This window comes from Xanthomonas sp. NCPPB 3761 (assembly GCF_041475705.2).
Classification (GTDB): Bacteria; Pseudomonadota; Gammaproteobacteria; order Xanthomonadales; family Xanthomonadaceae; genus Xanthomonas; species Xanthomonas phaseoli.
This window is the reverse complement of the sequence record NZ_CM191262.1, coordinates 4426584-4440044: the sequence shown is the minus strand read 5'-3', so window position 1 is coordinate 4440044 and position 13461 is coordinate 4426584. Positions and strand designations below refer to the sequence as shown.

The window sequence follows — 13461 nt, the reverse complement described above, 5'->3', positions numbered from 1 at the left end:
ATGTGCGCTGGCGTTCCGACAACCGTTTAACGCCTCACGCGTTGGCTTACCCATACTGGACGGGCAAGCCGTTGCGATGGAGGGGCTGCATGATCGAGCAAGTTGGCCAAGCCGTAGGCGTGCATCCGCGTGTTACGCACGTGCGGCGCACGCGAGGATGGCGTGTGCTGCCGCTGTTGATTGGCAGCCTGTGCGCGCTTACTTGCACGGCTGCACAAGCGCCACTGACTCCATCGCAGATGCGCTGGCTGCAGCGGGCCACCTATGGGGTTGATGCCGGCAGCGCGGCGCAGCTGACACGGCTGGGCCCCAAGCGCTTTGGGGCGCTGTTGTTGCAGCCCAGCGACGACGCTGCGTTGCCCGCATCGGTGCGCGCGCAGCTGCAGCGCTTCGATGCATTGCACACCCCGCTGGTGGATTTGCTGACCCAGTACGAAGCCGACAAGGTCCGCCTGCAGTCCATGCCCGATGGCGATGAGAAGGTTGCCTTGCGCAAGCAGTGGCAGGCGCGCGGTGGTCAGATGCTGGTGCAGGCGCGGCAGGCGCAACTGTTGCGCGCGGTGTACGCGCCGGATCAGCTGCGCGAGCAACTGGTGTGGTTCTGGCTCAATCATTTCAGCGTGTATGCCGACAAGGCCCGGGTGAAGTGGATGGCGGCCGACTACATGGAAAACGCCATCCGCCCCAATGCCACCGGCAAGTTCGCCGACCTGGTGATGGCCACGCTGGAAAGCCCGGCAATGCTGGAATACTTGGACAATGCCAAGAACGCCAAGGGCAAGGTCAACGAAAACTACGCACGCGAGTTGATGGAACTGCACACGCTGGGCGTGCACGGCGGCTACAGCCAGCAGGATGTGCAGCAACTGGCGCTGATCCTCACCGGCGCGGGCCTGGTGCCGATCAAGGCCAATGGTGCACCGCCGTTGCCGCTTGCCGCGCCAGGGCAGGCGCAGGTCGTGCGCAAGGGTCTGTTCGAATTCAATCCGGCGCGTCATCAGCCCGGCGACAAGATGCTGCTTGGCCAGCGCATTGCCGGCGGTGGGCTGGATGAGATCGAACACGCCGTGCAGCTGTTGGTGCGGCAGCCGGCTTGCGCGCATTTCATTTCGCAGCGTTTGGCCGAGTACTTCGTCAGCGACGCGCCGCCTGCGGCACTGGTGACGCGCATGGCCAATACCTTCCAGCACAGCGATGGCGATATCGCCAAGGTCATGCAGACCATGCTGGCGTCGCCGGAGTTTGCGCAGGCGCAACCGCGCAAGTTCAAGGACCCGAACCGGTTTGTGGTGTCGGCGATGCGGGTGGCGTACGAGGGTCAACCGGTGATCAATGCCGCGCCAATGGCCAGTTGGGTGCAGCAGCTGGGTGAACCGTTGTTTGGTCGCATCACGCCCGATGGCTGGTCGCTGCAGTCGCAGGCCTGGACCAGTTCCGGGCAGCTGGCACGCAGGTTCGAGGTGGCGCGTTCGATCGGCGGTGGACCGAAGCAGTTGTTTCGTCTGGACGGCGACAACGACACGCCGATTCCGGCAGTGACGCAGATCGACACGCGCCCCTCGTACCGCTGGCTGGCGCCCTCGCTGTCTGCCGCGACCCAGCAGGCACTGACGCAAGCGCGCTCGCCCGCCGAATGGAATGGATTCTTGTTGTCGTCGCCTGACTTCAATTACCGCTGACGCAGTCACACCGATTCAGATCTGCTGCAACGCCGACGATTCAATGCGCGCAGATGCATAAACCGATCCAACGATCTAACCAGTACCAGGCGGTCAACGCCACGGGAGGACACCATGCAACGACGTCGATTTCTGCTTGCCTCTGCAGCCGCTGCAAGCATGCCGTGGGCCGGTCGTCTGTTCGCTGCGCCACGCGATAGCGCACGCATGCTGGTGGTGTTTCTGCGTGGCGGCTACGACAGCAATAATCTGCTGGTGCCGCATGGCAGCGATTTTTATTACCAGTCGCGGCCGAGCCTGGCGATTGCGCGGCCAGATGCCGGCAATCCAAACAGTACGCTGGCGCTGAATGCGCAGTGGGGTCTCAGCCCGGTGGTGCGCGAGACGCTGCTGCCACTGTGGGAACGCAAGCAAGTGGCGTTCGTGCCGTTTGCCGGCACCGACGACCTGTCGCGCAGCCACTTCGAAACCCAGGACGATATCGAATCCGGCCAGGCCGGCAAGCATCGCGATTACCGTTCCGGGTTCATGGCGCGGCTGTCGGGGGTGCTCAGTGGCGTGCCGGCCATCGCGTTCACCGATTCGTTGCCGCTGACGTTCCAGGGCGGCGGCGATCTACCCAACGTGTCGTTGCGCAGTATCGGCAAAGGCGGGCTGGATGCGCGGCAGGCACAGATCCTGTCGCAGATGTACGACAGCACGCCGCTGGCGGCCGCTGCGCGCGAGGGCTTGGCGCTGCGTCAGCAGGTCACCGCGCAGTTGCGCGAAGAGATGGAGCAGGCCGGCCGTGGCGCCGCCAGTGCACGTACGTTTGCCGATGAAACCCGGCGCATGGCCACCTTGATGCGCGAGCGCTATCGCCTGGGGTTTGTCGATGTCGGTGGCTGGGACACGCATGCCAACCAGGGCAGTGTGGAAGGTGGCCTGGCCAACAATCTGCGCAATCTCGGCGAAGGGCTGGCGGCCTATGCCGATGCGTTGGGCCCGGCCTGGAACGACACCGTGGTGGTGGTCATCTCCGAATTCGGCCGCACCTTCCGCGAGAATGGCAGCAAGGGCACCGATCATGGCCATGGCACGACCTACTGGGTGCTGGGCGGTGGCGTGCGCGGCGGCCGCATCGCGGGCGAGCAGGTGGCGGTCGAACAGGCGAAGCTGCTGCAAAACCGCGATTACCCGGTGCTCAACAACTACCGCAGCCTGTTCGGCGGGATGCTCAGCCGTTTGTGGGGGCTGTCGCCGGCGCAGTTGGAGCGGGTGTTCCCGGGTGCCACGCCACGCGATCTTGGATTGGTGTGAGTCTGGATGGCGAGCGACCGCACAGGCCAGGTCATGTGCGTGGTATCGAACGCCGGTTTGCATCGATGATGCGGCATCTGCTTCAAACCACGGCTGCAGGTTGCCTCTGCCAACGGCGATACCGCACGCCGCCCCGCGACGCGGCACATTACCGTTGCACGGAATCTGCAAACGGCGAGCGTCCGTAGAACCGTTCCAGGTGCAAAGCGACCTGCGGCATCGTGCGCAACAGCACGTGCGGTGCGGAGAAGTGATATTCGCTGACCACCGCGAAGAATTCCTCCGGGGCTTCGGCGGCATACGGATCGATCTGGGTGTCTTCGCCCGCATCGACGCGTTCGCAAAACACATCGTAGGCATGCTGGAAATCGCGTGCCCAGGCGCGTTGCGCATCGCGTGGCAGGGGCGGCGTGCCGTCGAGCGCGCCATCCAGTGCATCGAGCTTGTGCGCCATCTCATGCACGATCACGTTGAAGCCCGCCTGCGGGTCGTCCAGGTCGGCTTGTACGTCGGCCCAGCTGACGATCAGCGGGCCTTGCTCCCAGGCTTCGCCGATCAGGGTGTCTTCCCAGGCATGCATCACCCCGGCCGCATCCAGGTGGGTGCGCTGCACGCGGAACGCGTCCGGGTACACGATCAGCTGCGACCAGCCGCGCCAACCGGCGGCGCCGATTTCCAGCAGCGGCAGGCAGCAGGTCGCGGCTAGCACGAGTTGATCGTTCGGTTGCAGCAGCAGCCCGTCGACAGGCGAAATGGTCTTTTGCTGCAGGAACTGCGCGGTCAACGCGCGCAGACGTTGCTGGCGGGGCGGATCGAGCGCGGCGACCCAGGCGCAACTGCCGCACAGCCGCTGCCACAGCGCATCAGCAATGTCGGGAGGCGGCCGGCGCAGCCAGCGCGTCAACCACTGGATCAGCGGAACATGCCCGGCAGGAAACTGTGCCAGCGCGGCATCGTGCGCATGCGCGGGAATAACGAATCGCCATCGCTGCCACCGCCGCCGCCGGTGGACGGCGTGGCCTTGTGCGGGCTGTTGCGTGCCGGTGCCGCTTCGGGCGCCGGTGTCCTGCCGCGTGCGGCCGAATTGGTGCTGATGCAGCTGTCATGATCGCCGTCGATCAGCTGGTCCGATGCCAGGGCGGCAAGCGGAGCCAACAACAGGAGCAGGCAAACCGTGATTCGGCGCATCGTCCACATCCAGGGCAAGCGGCGTGAGTCGCCGATCATAACGCGCTTTTCACTCCCTCACGCAAGCCACGCTGGGCGCCCGGGAGGGCTTGGCGCATACTTTGGCGGATGGATTCGGGGACTTTGCGCGCAATGCACTGTGAGATGAAAGGCGCCGGCGGCCGGCGGTGCGGCGTAGGCGCTGCGGGAGATTGGTCGCGCGCGCGCGCTGGTCAGCGGCAGGGCGCAGGCTCGGTGCGGTCGGTCACCGCGCCGACGGTACGCATGGTCTGGCCCGTCGATGCTGCCTCGCGCGCCTCGTCCCGGCGACACGCCGGCTGCGCAGCGCAGGTATTGCCTCCAGGTGCTGCAGCCCGCGCCGTCGCCACCTCACGCCGCATCGCCCGCCGCAGCCGTGGATGACCGTGCGTTGCTGGCCAAACTCGCCGGTGGCCGGCTGTCCGGCGATGCGTTGGCGCGCGATGCCGGGCTGACCCGCGCGGCGGTGTGGAAGCGCATCCAGAATCTGCGCGCGGCCGGTGTCGACATCGAAGGACGTGCCGGTGACGGCTATCGCCTGGCCGCGCCATTGGATCTGCTGGATGCGGCGCGTATCCGCGCCGGCATGGCACCCGACGCGGCCGCTGGGCTGGCGGCACTGGATGTGGCCTGGACGCTGGAATCCACCAACACCACCTTGCTGGCGCAGCCGGCGCCCGACCAGGGCGTGGCGGTGCTGCTGGCCGAGCGTCAGACCGGCGGCCGCGGCCGGCGCGGGCGTCAATGGACCTCGCCGCTGGGTGCGCACATCTATCTGTCGGCCTCGCGCCGTTTCAATGGCGGGCTGGGCCAACTCGCCGGCCTGAGTTTGGCCGTGGGTGTCGCAGTGGCCGAAGCCTTGCGTGGTTGCGGGTTCGCCGATGTCGGGCTGAAGTGGCCCAACGATCTGCTGGCGCGGCAGCGCAAGCTGGGCGGCCTGTTGATCGAAGGCGGCGGCGAGATGGCCGGCAACGCGCGTGCAGTGATCGGGCTGGGCTTGAACGTGCACATGCCGGCGACGGCAGCGGCCGGCATCGACCAGCCATGGATCGACCTGGATACCCTGGCGGGCAGGCCGGTGTCGCGCGACCAGGTGACGGCAGCGGTGCTGTCCGGATTGCTGCCGGCACTGGACCTGTTCGAGGCGCAGGGCTTGGCGCCGTTTCTGGGGCGTTATGCAGGCCTGGATGTCTTGAGCGGGCGTGCGGTGCAGGTCGAAGAGGCCGGCACCTGCCATCGTGGCGTCGCGCTCGGCCTGGCGGCCGATGGTGCGTTGCGGGTGCAACTGGGCGAGACGGTGCGTCTGTTCCACTCCGGAGAAGTAAGCGTGAGACCTGCATGAGCGAGTGGTTGTTCGACCTGGGAAATTCGCGCTTCAAGTACGCGCCGCTGCACGGCAACCGTGCCGGCCAGGTGCAGGCATGGGCGCATGGCGCCGAGGCGATGGACGCCGCGGCGCTGGCGGCGCTGCCGTCCGGGCGTATTGCCTATGTCGCCAGCGTGGCCGCACCGGCATTGACGCAACGCATGATCGCCTGCCTGCAGGAGCGCTTTACGCAGGTGCGCATCGTGCGGACCACCGCCGAATGCGCCGGCATCCGTATCGCTTACGCCGACCCGAGCCGCTTCGGCGTGGATCGCTTTCTGGCGTTGCTGGGCGCGCGCGGCGACGCGCCGGTGCTGGTGGCCGGCGTGGGCACCGCATTGACCATCGACGTGCTCGGCGCCGATGGCCTGCATCACGGCGGCCGCATCGCCGCCTCGCCGACCACCATGCGCGAAGCGCTGCATGCGCGCGCGGTGCAACTGCCGGCCAGCGGCGGCGATTACGTCGAGCTGGCCATCGACACCGACGATGCCTTGACCTCCGGCTGCGATGGCGCGGCGGTGGCGCTGATCGAGCGCAGCCTGCAGCACGCCCAACGCAGCCTGGGCGTGCCGGTGCGGCTGCTGGTGCATGGCGGTGGCGCGCCGCCGTTGCTGCCGCTGTTGCCCGATGCCACGTTCCGCGCGGCCCTGGTGCTGGACGGGCTGGCGACGTGGGCGACCGCCGTGTCGTCACCGTAGAATCCAGGCATGTACGTTCGTGCGCTCATCGTCGTCTTGATCGTCCTCAATGCCGGGGTGGCATTGTGGTGGGCCTTGCAGCCGCCGCCGGCACCACCGCCGGCGCCGCTGCAGCCGACCGGTGTGGCGCGGCTGGAATTACTGCCGACGGTAACCGGTGCTGGCGGGCCCGTGCGGCCGGCTGCAGCGCTTACCGAATCGACGGCTGCGGCAGAGCGTGCGTCGACTGCACCGGCGCCATCGCCATCGCCAGCATCTGGGCCTGCAGCGGTACCCACGCCGGCAGTTGCCGGTCCTTCGGCGTCAACGCCTGCAGCGCCGCCAGCGGCCACCACTGCCGCAGCGCAAGCGCCGCGCGGTGCAGCTGAGACGTCGGCAGCGGCGAACGCCGCTACGAAAACGGCTAATGGCGTCGCCACGACGGCGGCACAACCATCGCCTGCGCCATCCCCGCCTGCCGCAGAGCGCTGCGCCAGCCTTGGGCCATTCGCTGCACGCGCCGATGCCGATGCGGCGCTGGCACGCGTGCGTGGGCAGGCCAGTCGCGCCAGCGTGCGCGAGGACAAGGACGCCGGTATCAGCACGTTTCGGGTGATGTTGCCCAACGTGGGCGATCGCGCGGCGGCACAGGCCCTGGTCAAGCGCATTGCCGCGGCCGGGATGGGCGATTACTACGTGATCGCGCAGGGCGAGGACAACACCGTGGCGCTGGGCCAGTACCAGAGCCGCGAGCGCGCCGAGCGGCGCCAGGCCAGCCTGGTCGGCGCAGGATTCCCGGCGCAACTGGTGCCCAGCGGCAATGGGCAGTCGCGCTGGTGGATCGATGTCCGCACCAGTACGGCCCCCAGCGTCCTGCAAGGGGCTGCCGGTGCCACGCGTCAGCGTTCGCTAGATTGCGCCGCGCTGCGCTAGAATGCGCACCGGCGCGCAACGCGCCTGCCTTCGCCGGCATAGCTCAGTTGGTAGAGCAACCGCCTTGTAAGCGGTAGGTCCCCAGTTCGAATCCGGGTGTCGGCACCATCTTCGATCCACGCAGACGTGGCAATCACAGTTGACGTTGCGGCGGTTCGAGCACGCGATGCGGTGTGGAATCTTTGCATCAACTGGTTACCAGGCACCATGGCGCGTTGCCTGCCGCCATCTGTCCCGACGAACCTTATCGCACCCAGCGTTTTGCAAGCCGGAGGGTGCGTCGCGCTCCGGTGCTTGAGCGCGCTATCCACGCTCAGCTGAAGGCTGTCCGCACCGTTTGGTCGCCGCTGCAAGTGGCGTGCACCATCTCAGGTGCATCGCGCGATGTCGATCGCGCGATGCGAGGTGCAGCAATCAGGCCGGGCGACCGGCCGAGAGCAGTTCCAGTGCGGCCTTGCCGGTGTCGGCCTTCGCTGCATCGTCGCTCAATCGGTCGGCCAATGCGGCCACGATGATGGCGTGGGCCTGGCGCAGCACGCTGTCGGCATCGGCACTGGCGTCCACCACGTGTTTGCCGGGCAAGTCCAGCGCGGCAAAAATCGCGCGGCAGCGTTCCAGGTTGTCCTGGGTTTCGAAGTGGTTGGGCGCATCGCCGCGGGCGCGGATACGGGCCAGGCCGGTGGGCGGGGGCAGGTCGAGCAGCAGCAGGACGTCGGGGCGCGGCGCGAAGGCGTTGCGCTCCAGGAGTTCGTCCAGCGGCAGACCGGCCGCGCCCTGGTAGGCCACCATCGAGGGAAAGTAGCGGTCCAGGATGACGATGTCGCCGCGTGCCAGCGCGGGCGCGATCAAGGTGTCCACATGTTCGTGGCGGTCGCGGATGAGCAGCTCGGCTTCTTGCTCTGCACTCAGGCGGCCGGTGGCGGCGGACTGGCGCAATTGGCTGCCCCACGGGCCGTTGGTGGGCTCCTTGCTCAGCACGACGCGCGCGCCGGCCGCTTCCAGGGTAGTGGCCAGGCGGCGGGCGAGCGTGGTCTTGCCCGCGCCGTCGATGCCTTCGATGGCGATCAGCAAGCCGCCGGGCTTCAGTTCGATTGTCATCGCGCTACTTTATCTGATCGTGGCGATGGACCCTAACCGGCAGCACCGCGATGAAGAGCATGCAGCCATCGCGACAGGCGCTGGCGAAACTCGGCCGCACAGCGCATGGCAGGCGCGACGCTGCAGTGCGGGCGCTGCCGTGACGTGCTTGAGGGGCACGGCGTCGATGGGGTCGAAGGATCCGACGCGCGCGGCGCCTCTATTGCCGATGACTTATCGGCGGTATGTCCTGCGCGATGTCGGAAATGTCCCGATATCCTGGCTTCTGCCCGCGGGCCATACTGAACAAGTCAGACACACTGCACACGCGTCTCGCGACTGAGTCGTGTTTTTGGCTTCAAGGAAAACGGACGCGTCGCCGCTACCCTAGAGGCGGCATCCCCCGCGTGACGCCCGCTCAGGCACCGTCGTGACCAGATTCCTTGTCTTGCGTGCCGTACCCAGTACCCGCGCCAAGCATGCTTTCGATCAGCTGTTCGCCGAGGTGTAGCGATAGGACAGCAGCGACTTCACCAGGAAGGTGATCTGGGTCGCCGAGCGCGCATCCACGCGCATGATCGGCACGCGGAAGCCTTCGGCCACCAAGGCGTCGCGAAAGGGCGGCACCAGGAAATCCTCGACTTCATCGGTCATGGTGATGCCCACCGCCAGGCTGGCCTCGGGCGCGATCTGCGCAAACTCGCGCAACAACTCCAGCGTGGCTGTGAGCATCTGCGGGTCGCGTGCGTTGGTCAGCACGATGACACCCAGCGCACCGTCGCACACCAGCGGCCACATGAAATCCAGGTATTTCTGGCCTGGCACACCGTAGACATGCAGCAGTTCGCCGTCTTCCAGCTCGATCGAGCTGTAGTCCAGCGCGACGGTGGTGTAGGTCTTGTCGCCGTAGGTATCCTGGCTGAGCGGCATTTCGGTGCTCACCGGCTCCACATCGGAGATGGAGCGCACCGCGGTGGTCTTGCCGGCGCCCATGCCGCCGACGAACACCAGCTTGTTGGCTGGAAGACTCATGACTGCGCCTGGAAGAGGGAAAGGCCGAACCGACGGGCGACCCAGGAAAAGAACCGCGTGTTGCCGCCATCTGGGCGGTGCTGGGTTGCAGGCACGGGAATCTCCGCAGTCTGGGCAAGGCCGCTGGCGAGTGCAGCGGCGAACAGGCATTCCACCGTCTGCAGCGGCAGCTTGCAAGCATTGGCCAGCGCTTGCGGGCGCCAGGGGCGCGCATGCAGGTGGGCGATGGCCAGCAACTGGGCTGGCGAGCTGGTTTCTGCAGTCAACTCCGGCCACTGGCGCAATTGCAGCGCATGGCTGGGTTCCACCGCCGGCAGCGCCTGGCGCAGATGCTCGGGCAGGGCGAAAAACAGCGCTTCGAAGGAAATGCGCTGGGGCAGCGCGGTTGCGGCAGGGTCGGGCACGACGTGCCAGCCCGAGCGGTCCAGCGCGGCGATCACCTCTGCCAGCGCCACGCCAGCGGGCAACTGCACGCACCCATTGCGCGGGTCCACACGCACGTGCAACTGCGCATGCTGCAGCGTCACTGCGCCGGCGCCGAATTCGCCGCGGCAGTGCCGCAGCAGCAAGGCCGGCTCCGCGACCGGGGTGGCGTGCGGCGAGGACAGCAGCAGGCGCACGTGTTCGTTGAGTTCGCGCACGGTGGCGCCGTGCTTGATCCACGCGCCGGCCATGGGTGTGCGCGACACCACCAGCACACGCACAGGTTGCCCCTGCAATGCCTGCCAGGCAGCCAAGCCATCGGCGCTGTCCAGGCCCAGGACCACCACATCGGCTGCGTGCTGCGGCCACGGGCCCAACTGCACGTCGATGCGGTCGGCGAGCAGCAGCGAGCACGCCAGTTTCAGGCGTGTGGTGTGCAGCAGGTCCAGGCCGGCCGTGGCGACCCGCATGGCGTTGATGGGTGTGGTCATGAGCTGGCGCCGTAACGGCGCATTGGATTGCGAGATGCCTGCCGGTCTGCACCGGCAGGCTGGATCAGGCGATGCGCTGGCGCTGCGCCGTGGGCATCAACCGAAATCGAGGGTTTTCTCGAACGCCTTGAGCTCGTGACGGGCCATGGCCAGGTTGGCCTTGGCACGGTCCAGCACGACATACAGGAACAGCGTGCTGTTGCTTTCCAGCGGGCGCAGCAGGTGGTACTGGCGTGCAAGCGTGATCAGGATGTCTTCGATGGTGTCGTTCAGGCCGAGCTGTTCGGCGATACGGCGCTTGGCGCGCACCACTTCGGTGTTGCCGGCCGCCGCCAGTTCCAGGTTGAGCTCGGCACCGCCGGTCATGCCCAGCGCCATGCCGCTGTCGCTATCGACCAGCGCCGCGCCGACGAAGCCGGCCAGCGAATGCAGGTGTTCCAGATTGAGTTTTGACACGTGTGGTCCTTACGAACGATGAGGAATGGGTGCCTTGCGGCATGCACGAACAGTGCCAAGTGCTCAGCCGTGCGGCGGCGTCAACACGGTGGCGAGGCGGCCGGCGCAATCGCGCGCGTTGAACAACAGCGCAGCGGCATTGATGTCGCTGCTGCCCACTGCGGTAAGCGTCAGTGGCTTGTCGGCGCGGATGCGGATCAGCACCAGCTGCCCGGCGCGCGTGCTGATGGTGGCGTAATCGGCCTCTTTCAGGCTGGATTCGCGCGCCAGGGTCTCGCCCAGGGTCAGGAACGAATTGGCCATCGCGGCAAGCCGGCGACTGTCCACATCCAGGCTGGAACGTTCGGTGATGGCACGCCCGTCGGCAGTGGAAAGCATCAGCAGACGGATGCCCGGCTCGCGTTCGATGGTCTGCGCAAACTCGTGACCAATGCGCGGCAGATCGTAGAAATGCAGCGCCCGCGGGACTTCACCTACGGCAGCCTTGACGACCTGGTTGACGGCGTTGTGCGGCATGAAAATCCCCCTGTTGCGTGATGGCCCGGGCGCGTACGTGCATGGTGTGGCGCGCCGGGCGGCGCACCATACCACCCGGATCCGAGCAGGCTGCCAGGCTCGCCCGTGGTGCTTAACTGGGCGGTCAGACAGGCAGAATCGGCAAAGTCCGGTGCGCCACAACGTGCCTTGGTACGTCACGTTAGCGGCGCGACGAGGCAGATCTAAACCTCGCGTTTGCGCGCAATGTTCAGTACGGGCGACATGCGTGCTGCGCTGCCGCGCGTCACTGTGCGGGCGGGCAACTAGACTGCACGGCTTTATCGCTACTGGAGCAATGTATGGCAACGCAGTACGTGCCGGTTTCCTTGATTGGCGTCCCCACCGACATCGGCGCGGGCCACCGAGGTGCGCGCATGGGGCCGGAGGCGCTACGCATCGCCGGCCTGCAGGAGGCGCTGGTCGGCCGCGGCGTGGAGGTGCGCGATCTGGGCAATCTGGATGGCCCGCGCAATCCCTGGCAGGCGCCACAGGCCGGCTACCGGCATCTGGACGAAGTGGTGGCGTGGAACCAGGCGCTGATGGACGCCAGCTATGCCGACCTGCGTGCCGGGCGCATGCCGGTCATGCTCGGTGGCGACCATTGCCTGGGCATCGGCTCGATCACGGCGGTGGCCAAGTACTGCCGCGAGCAGGGCAGGCCGTTGCGGGTGCTGTGGCTGGATGCGCATTCGGATTTCAACACCAGCGAGGTGACCCCTTCGGGCAACGTGCACGGCATGCCGGTGGCCTGCCTGTGCGGGCTGGGCCCCGAGGCGCTGACGCACCTGGGTGGCAGTGCGCCGGCGTTGTTGCCCGAGCAGGTGCGGCAGATCGGCATCCGCTCGGTGGACCCGGAGGAGAAGCGGCTGATCAAGCAGCACCGCATCGATGTGTACGACATGCGCTACATCGACGAAGCCGGTATGAAGCGCACCATGGAAGCGGCATTGCAGGGCATGAGCGCCGATACGCACCTGCACGTGAGTTTCGATGTGGATTTCCTCGACCCCAGCATCGCGCCGGGCGTGGGCACCACGGTGCCCGGTGGCCCCAACTACCGCGAGGCGCAACTGGTGATGGAAATGATTGCCGACACCGGGCGCATGGGGTCGCTGGATATCGTCGAGCTCAACCCGGTGCTGGACAGCCGCAATGCGACCGCCGAACTGGCGGTGGATCTGGTCGAAAGCCTGTTTGGCAAGTCGACGCTGATGCGCGATTGATCCGTACCGAGCGCACCGCGCCGCGTTCACATCAAATCCACGGCCGCGCAGTCAGATTTGGCGCCAAGCCAGGTGCGCTGGCACCGTGATAGAACGAGGACAAGCGATGAAGCGACTGCTGACACTGATGGTGCTGGGCCTGTTTTCGTCCGGCGTGATGACGGGCTGCAACACCGTGGCCGGCGCCGGCAAGGACATGCAGGGTGCGGGCAACAAGGTCGAGAAAACGGCCGAAAAGTGCAGCGACGGTAAGTGCTGATCCGCCACATCGCGTGGTCTTGTTGAATTGATCGATCTGCGGCAACGCGCCGCTTTACCCATGAGGAGTATGTTATGAAGCGTGCAATTGTGCTGCTGGTGCTGTCGATGTTGTCGGTGGGAATGCTGGCGGGTTGCAACACCGTCGCAGGTGCCGGCAAGGACGTGCAGGGCGCTGGCGAGAAGGTGGAAGACGCAGCGCGTAAGTAATCTTTCGCCGCGTGCAGAAAAACGGGCCGCAAGGCCCGTTTTTTTGTGCGCGCGCCACGTAGAAGGCACGCCTGCCGCCAGCGCTGCAGCGCGCTGCGAGGCCAGCGATGGCAGTGGGCAACGGTTCAGTGCAGTGATCGGCGGTTTGACACCTTTTGATCCAGGACCAACGCCCGCGTGGGCACGCTGGCGCCACGGTCAATCGCGACCGCATCAGCGGAGTCATCGCATGAACAGTGACATCATTTCCGGCAAGTGGACCCAGTTGAAGGGCAAGGCCCAGGCCAAGTGGGGCGATCTTACCGACGACGATTTCAAGGTTGCCGAAGGCAATGCCGAATATCTGCAGGGCAAGCTCCAGGAGCGCTATGGCTGGGATCGCGACCGCGCCCAGACTGAAGTGCGCGCATTCGAAAAGTCGTTGCGCGACGACACCTGAGACGACACCTGAAGGGTGCGCCGACCTGCCGCCGGTTGAGGCGAGCAGCGTGCAGACGACGGGCCGCCCAGTGCGGCCCGTCCTGCGTTCGGGCGTCGAGCCAACCCCCGGTGCCGGTGCGGCGGTGGCAAAAGTGCGGAACCGCTAAACTT

Annotated in this window: 16 protein-coding genes and 1 tRNA gene; 10 read left to right on the top strand and 7 right to left on the bottom strand. The window is 66.6% G+C overall.

All coding sequences use genetic code 11. The features are described from left to right. Positions 1-89 precede the first annotated feature (89 nt). Both ACCQ00_RS19410 and ACCQ00_RS19405 read left to right on the top strand, forming a co-directional pair. Positions 90-1679, top strand: a complete 1590-nt coding sequence (locus ACCQ00_RS19410; protein WP_039568433.1) for a DUF1800 domain-containing protein — start codon at positions 90-92, stop codon at positions 1677-1679. A gap of 114 nt (positions 1680-1793) precedes the next feature. Further along, positions 1794-2978 carry a DUF1501 domain-containing protein gene (locus tag ACCQ00_RS19405; protein ID WP_017154910.1) on the top strand — a complete coding sequence of 395 codons (1185 nt, stop codon included), beginning with the start codon at positions 1794-1796 and terminating at the stop codon, positions 2976-2978. Between the two features lie 148 nt (positions 2979-3126). On the opposite strand, the gene ACCQ00_RS19400 is transcribed toward ACCQ00_RS19405, so the two are convergent. Continuing rightward, the gene (locus ACCQ00_RS19400; protein ID WP_039568436.1) at positions 3127-3882 is read right to left on the bottom strand and encodes a M90 family metallopeptidase; all 756 of its coding nucleotides are present in this window, start codon (positions 3880-3882) and stop codon (positions 3127-3129) included. An 8-nt stretch (positions 3883-3890) separates the two neighbouring features. Next, the gene (locus ACCQ00_RS19395; protein WP_008576447.1) at positions 3891-4205 is read right to left on the bottom strand and encodes a hypothetical protein; all 315 of its coding nucleotides are present in this window, start codon (positions 4203-4205) and stop codon (positions 3891-3893) included. Between the two features lie 355 nt (positions 4206-4560). On the opposite strand from ACCQ00_RS19395, the gene birA reads away from it, so the two are divergent. From birA to ACCQ00_RS19375, 4 genes are all read left to right on the top strand, one after another. After that, positions 4561-5526, top strand: coding sequence for a bifunctional biotin--[acetyl-CoA-carboxylase] ligase/biotin operon repressor BirA (gene birA / locus ACCQ00_RS19390; protein ID WP_031327612.1), 966 nt, complete (start codon positions 4561-4563; stop codon positions 5524-5526). Continuing rightward, the gene (locus ACCQ00_RS19385) at positions 5523-6251 is read left to right on the top strand and encodes a type III pantothenate kinase (RefSeq protein WP_017154906.1); all 729 of its coding nucleotides are present in this window, start codon (positions 5523-5525) and stop codon (positions 6249-6251) included. The genes birA and ACCQ00_RS19385 overlap by 4 nt, the downstream gene beginning before the upstream one ends. A gap of 9 nt (positions 6252-6260) precedes the next feature. Further along, positions 6261-7163: an SPOR domain-containing protein gene (locus tag ACCQ00_RS19380; RefSeq protein WP_080948928.1), complete on the top strand. Its 903-nt coding sequence runs from the start codon at positions 6261-6263 to the stop codon at positions 7161-7163. A 32-nt stretch (positions 7164-7195) separates the two neighbouring features. After that, positions 7196-7271, top strand: a tRNA-Thr gene (locus tag ACCQ00_RS19375). 306 nt (positions 7272-7577) lie between these two features. Here the strand turns inward: ACCQ00_RS19375 and tmk are convergent. From tmk to ACCQ00_RS19350, 5 genes are all read right to left on the bottom strand, one after another. Further along, complete coding sequence (gene tmk / locus ACCQ00_RS19370; RefSeq protein ID WP_039568445.1) at positions 7578-8261, bottom strand: dTMP kinase; 684 nt, start codon at positions 8259-8261, stop codon at positions 7578-7580. A 468-nt stretch (positions 8262-8729) separates the two neighbouring features. Further along, entirely contained in the window at positions 8730-9272 is a 543-nt protein-coding gene (locus ACCQ00_RS19365; RefSeq protein ID WP_372354009.1) for a GTP-binding protein, read from the bottom strand. Continuing rightward, positions 9269-10186, bottom strand: coding sequence for a hypothetical protein (locus ACCQ00_RS19360; protein WP_039568451.1), 918 nt, complete (start codon positions 10184-10186; stop codon positions 9269-9271). Before ACCQ00_RS19360 ends, ACCQ00_RS19365 begins: the two co-directional genes overlap by 4 nt. A 96-nt stretch (positions 10187-10282) precedes the next feature. Continuing rightward, a complete protein-coding gene (locus ACCQ00_RS19355; protein WP_003486613.1) occupies positions 10283-10642 on the bottom strand; it encodes a roadblock/LC7 domain-containing protein in 360 nt (119 codons plus the stop codon). Between the two features lie 63 nt (positions 10643-10705). Beyond that, positions 10706-11158, bottom strand: coding sequence for a roadblock/LC7 domain-containing protein (locus ACCQ00_RS19350; protein ID WP_017158238.1), 453 nt, complete (start codon positions 11156-11158; stop codon positions 10706-10708). 320 nt (positions 11159-11478) lie between these two features. Here ACCQ00_RS19350 and rocF point away from each other — a divergent pair, with 320 nt between their 5' ends. From rocF to ACCQ00_RS19330, 4 genes are all read left to right on the top strand, one after another. Next, a complete protein-coding gene (gene rocF, locus ACCQ00_RS19345; protein ID WP_039568453.1) occupies positions 11479-12402 on the top strand; it encodes an arginase in 924 nt (307 codons plus the stop codon). Between the two features lie 106 nt (positions 12403-12508). Next, the gene (locus tag ACCQ00_RS19340) at positions 12509-12661 is read left to right on the top strand and encodes an entericidin A/B family lipoprotein (RefSeq protein ID WP_039568455.1); all 153 of its coding nucleotides are present in this window, start codon (positions 12509-12511) and stop codon (positions 12659-12661) included. 74 nt (positions 12662-12735) lie between these two features. After that, positions 12736-12870 carry an entericidin A/B family lipoprotein gene (locus ACCQ00_RS19335; RefSeq protein ID WP_005914328.1) on the top strand — a complete coding sequence of 45 codons (135 nt, stop codon included), beginning with the start codon at positions 12736-12738 and terminating at the stop codon, positions 12868-12870. Between the two features lie 229 nt (positions 12871-13099). Beyond that, entirely contained in the window at positions 13100-13309 is a 210-nt protein-coding gene (locus tag ACCQ00_RS19330) for a CsbD family protein (RefSeq protein ID WP_003486601.1), read from the top strand. Positions 13310-13461: the final 152 nt, after the last annotated feature.

What these genes read in the sequence shown, in the direction of transcription:
- ACCQ00_RS19410 (WP_039568433.1), top strand. Translation starts at nt 90, where the DNA reads ATGATCGAGCAAGTTGGCCAAGCCGTAGGCGTGCATCCGCGTGTTACG.
- ACCQ00_RS19360 (WP_039568451.1), bottom strand. Translation starts at nt 10,186, where the DNA reads ATGACCACACCCATCAACGCCATGCGGGTCGCCACGGCCGGCCTGGAC.
- ACCQ00_RS19395 (WP_008576447.1), bottom strand. Translation starts at nt 4,205, where the DNA reads ATGATCGGCGACTCACGCCGCTTGCCCTGGATGTGGACGATGCGCCGA.
- rocF (WP_039568453.1), top strand. Translation starts at nt 11,479, where the DNA reads ATGGCAACGCAGTACGTGCCGGTTTCCTTGATTGGCGTCCCCACCGAC.
- ACCQ00_RS19405 (WP_017154910.1), top strand. Translation starts at nt 1,794, where the DNA reads ATGCAACGACGTCGATTTCTGCTTGCCTCTGCAGCCGCTGCAAGCATG.
- ACCQ00_RS19365 (WP_372354009.1), bottom strand. Translation starts at nt 9,272, where the DNA reads ATGAGTCTTCCAGCCAACAAGCTGGTGTTCGTCGGCGGCATGGGCGCC.
- tmk (WP_039568445.1), bottom strand. Translation starts at nt 8,261, where the DNA reads ATGACAATCGAACTGAAGCCCGGCGGCTTGCTGATCGCCATCGAAGGC.
- ACCQ00_RS19340 (WP_039568455.1), top strand. Translation starts at nt 12,509, where the DNA reads ATGAAGCGACTGCTGACACTGATGGTGCTGGGCCTGTTTTCGTCCGGC.
- ACCQ00_RS19335 (WP_005914328.1), top strand. Translation starts at nt 12,736, where the DNA reads ATGAAGCGTGCAATTGTGCTGCTGGTGCTGTCGATGTTGTCGGTGGGA.
- ACCQ00_RS19330 (WP_003486601.1), top strand. Translation starts at nt 13,100, where the DNA reads ATGAACAGTGACATCATTTCCGGCAAGTGGACCCAGTTGAAGGGCAAG.
- ACCQ00_RS19350 (WP_017158238.1), bottom strand. Translation starts at nt 11,158, where the DNA reads ATGCCGCACAACGCCGTCAACCAGGTCGTCAAGGCTGCCGTAGGTGAA.
- ACCQ00_RS19385 (WP_017154906.1), top strand. Translation starts at nt 5,523, where the DNA reads ATGAGCGAGTGGTTGTTCGACCTGGGAAATTCGCGCTTCAAGTACGCG.
- ACCQ00_RS19380 (WP_080948928.1), top strand. Translation starts at nt 6,261, where the DNA reads ATGTACGTTCGTGCGCTCATCGTCGTCTTGATCGTCCTCAATGCCGGG.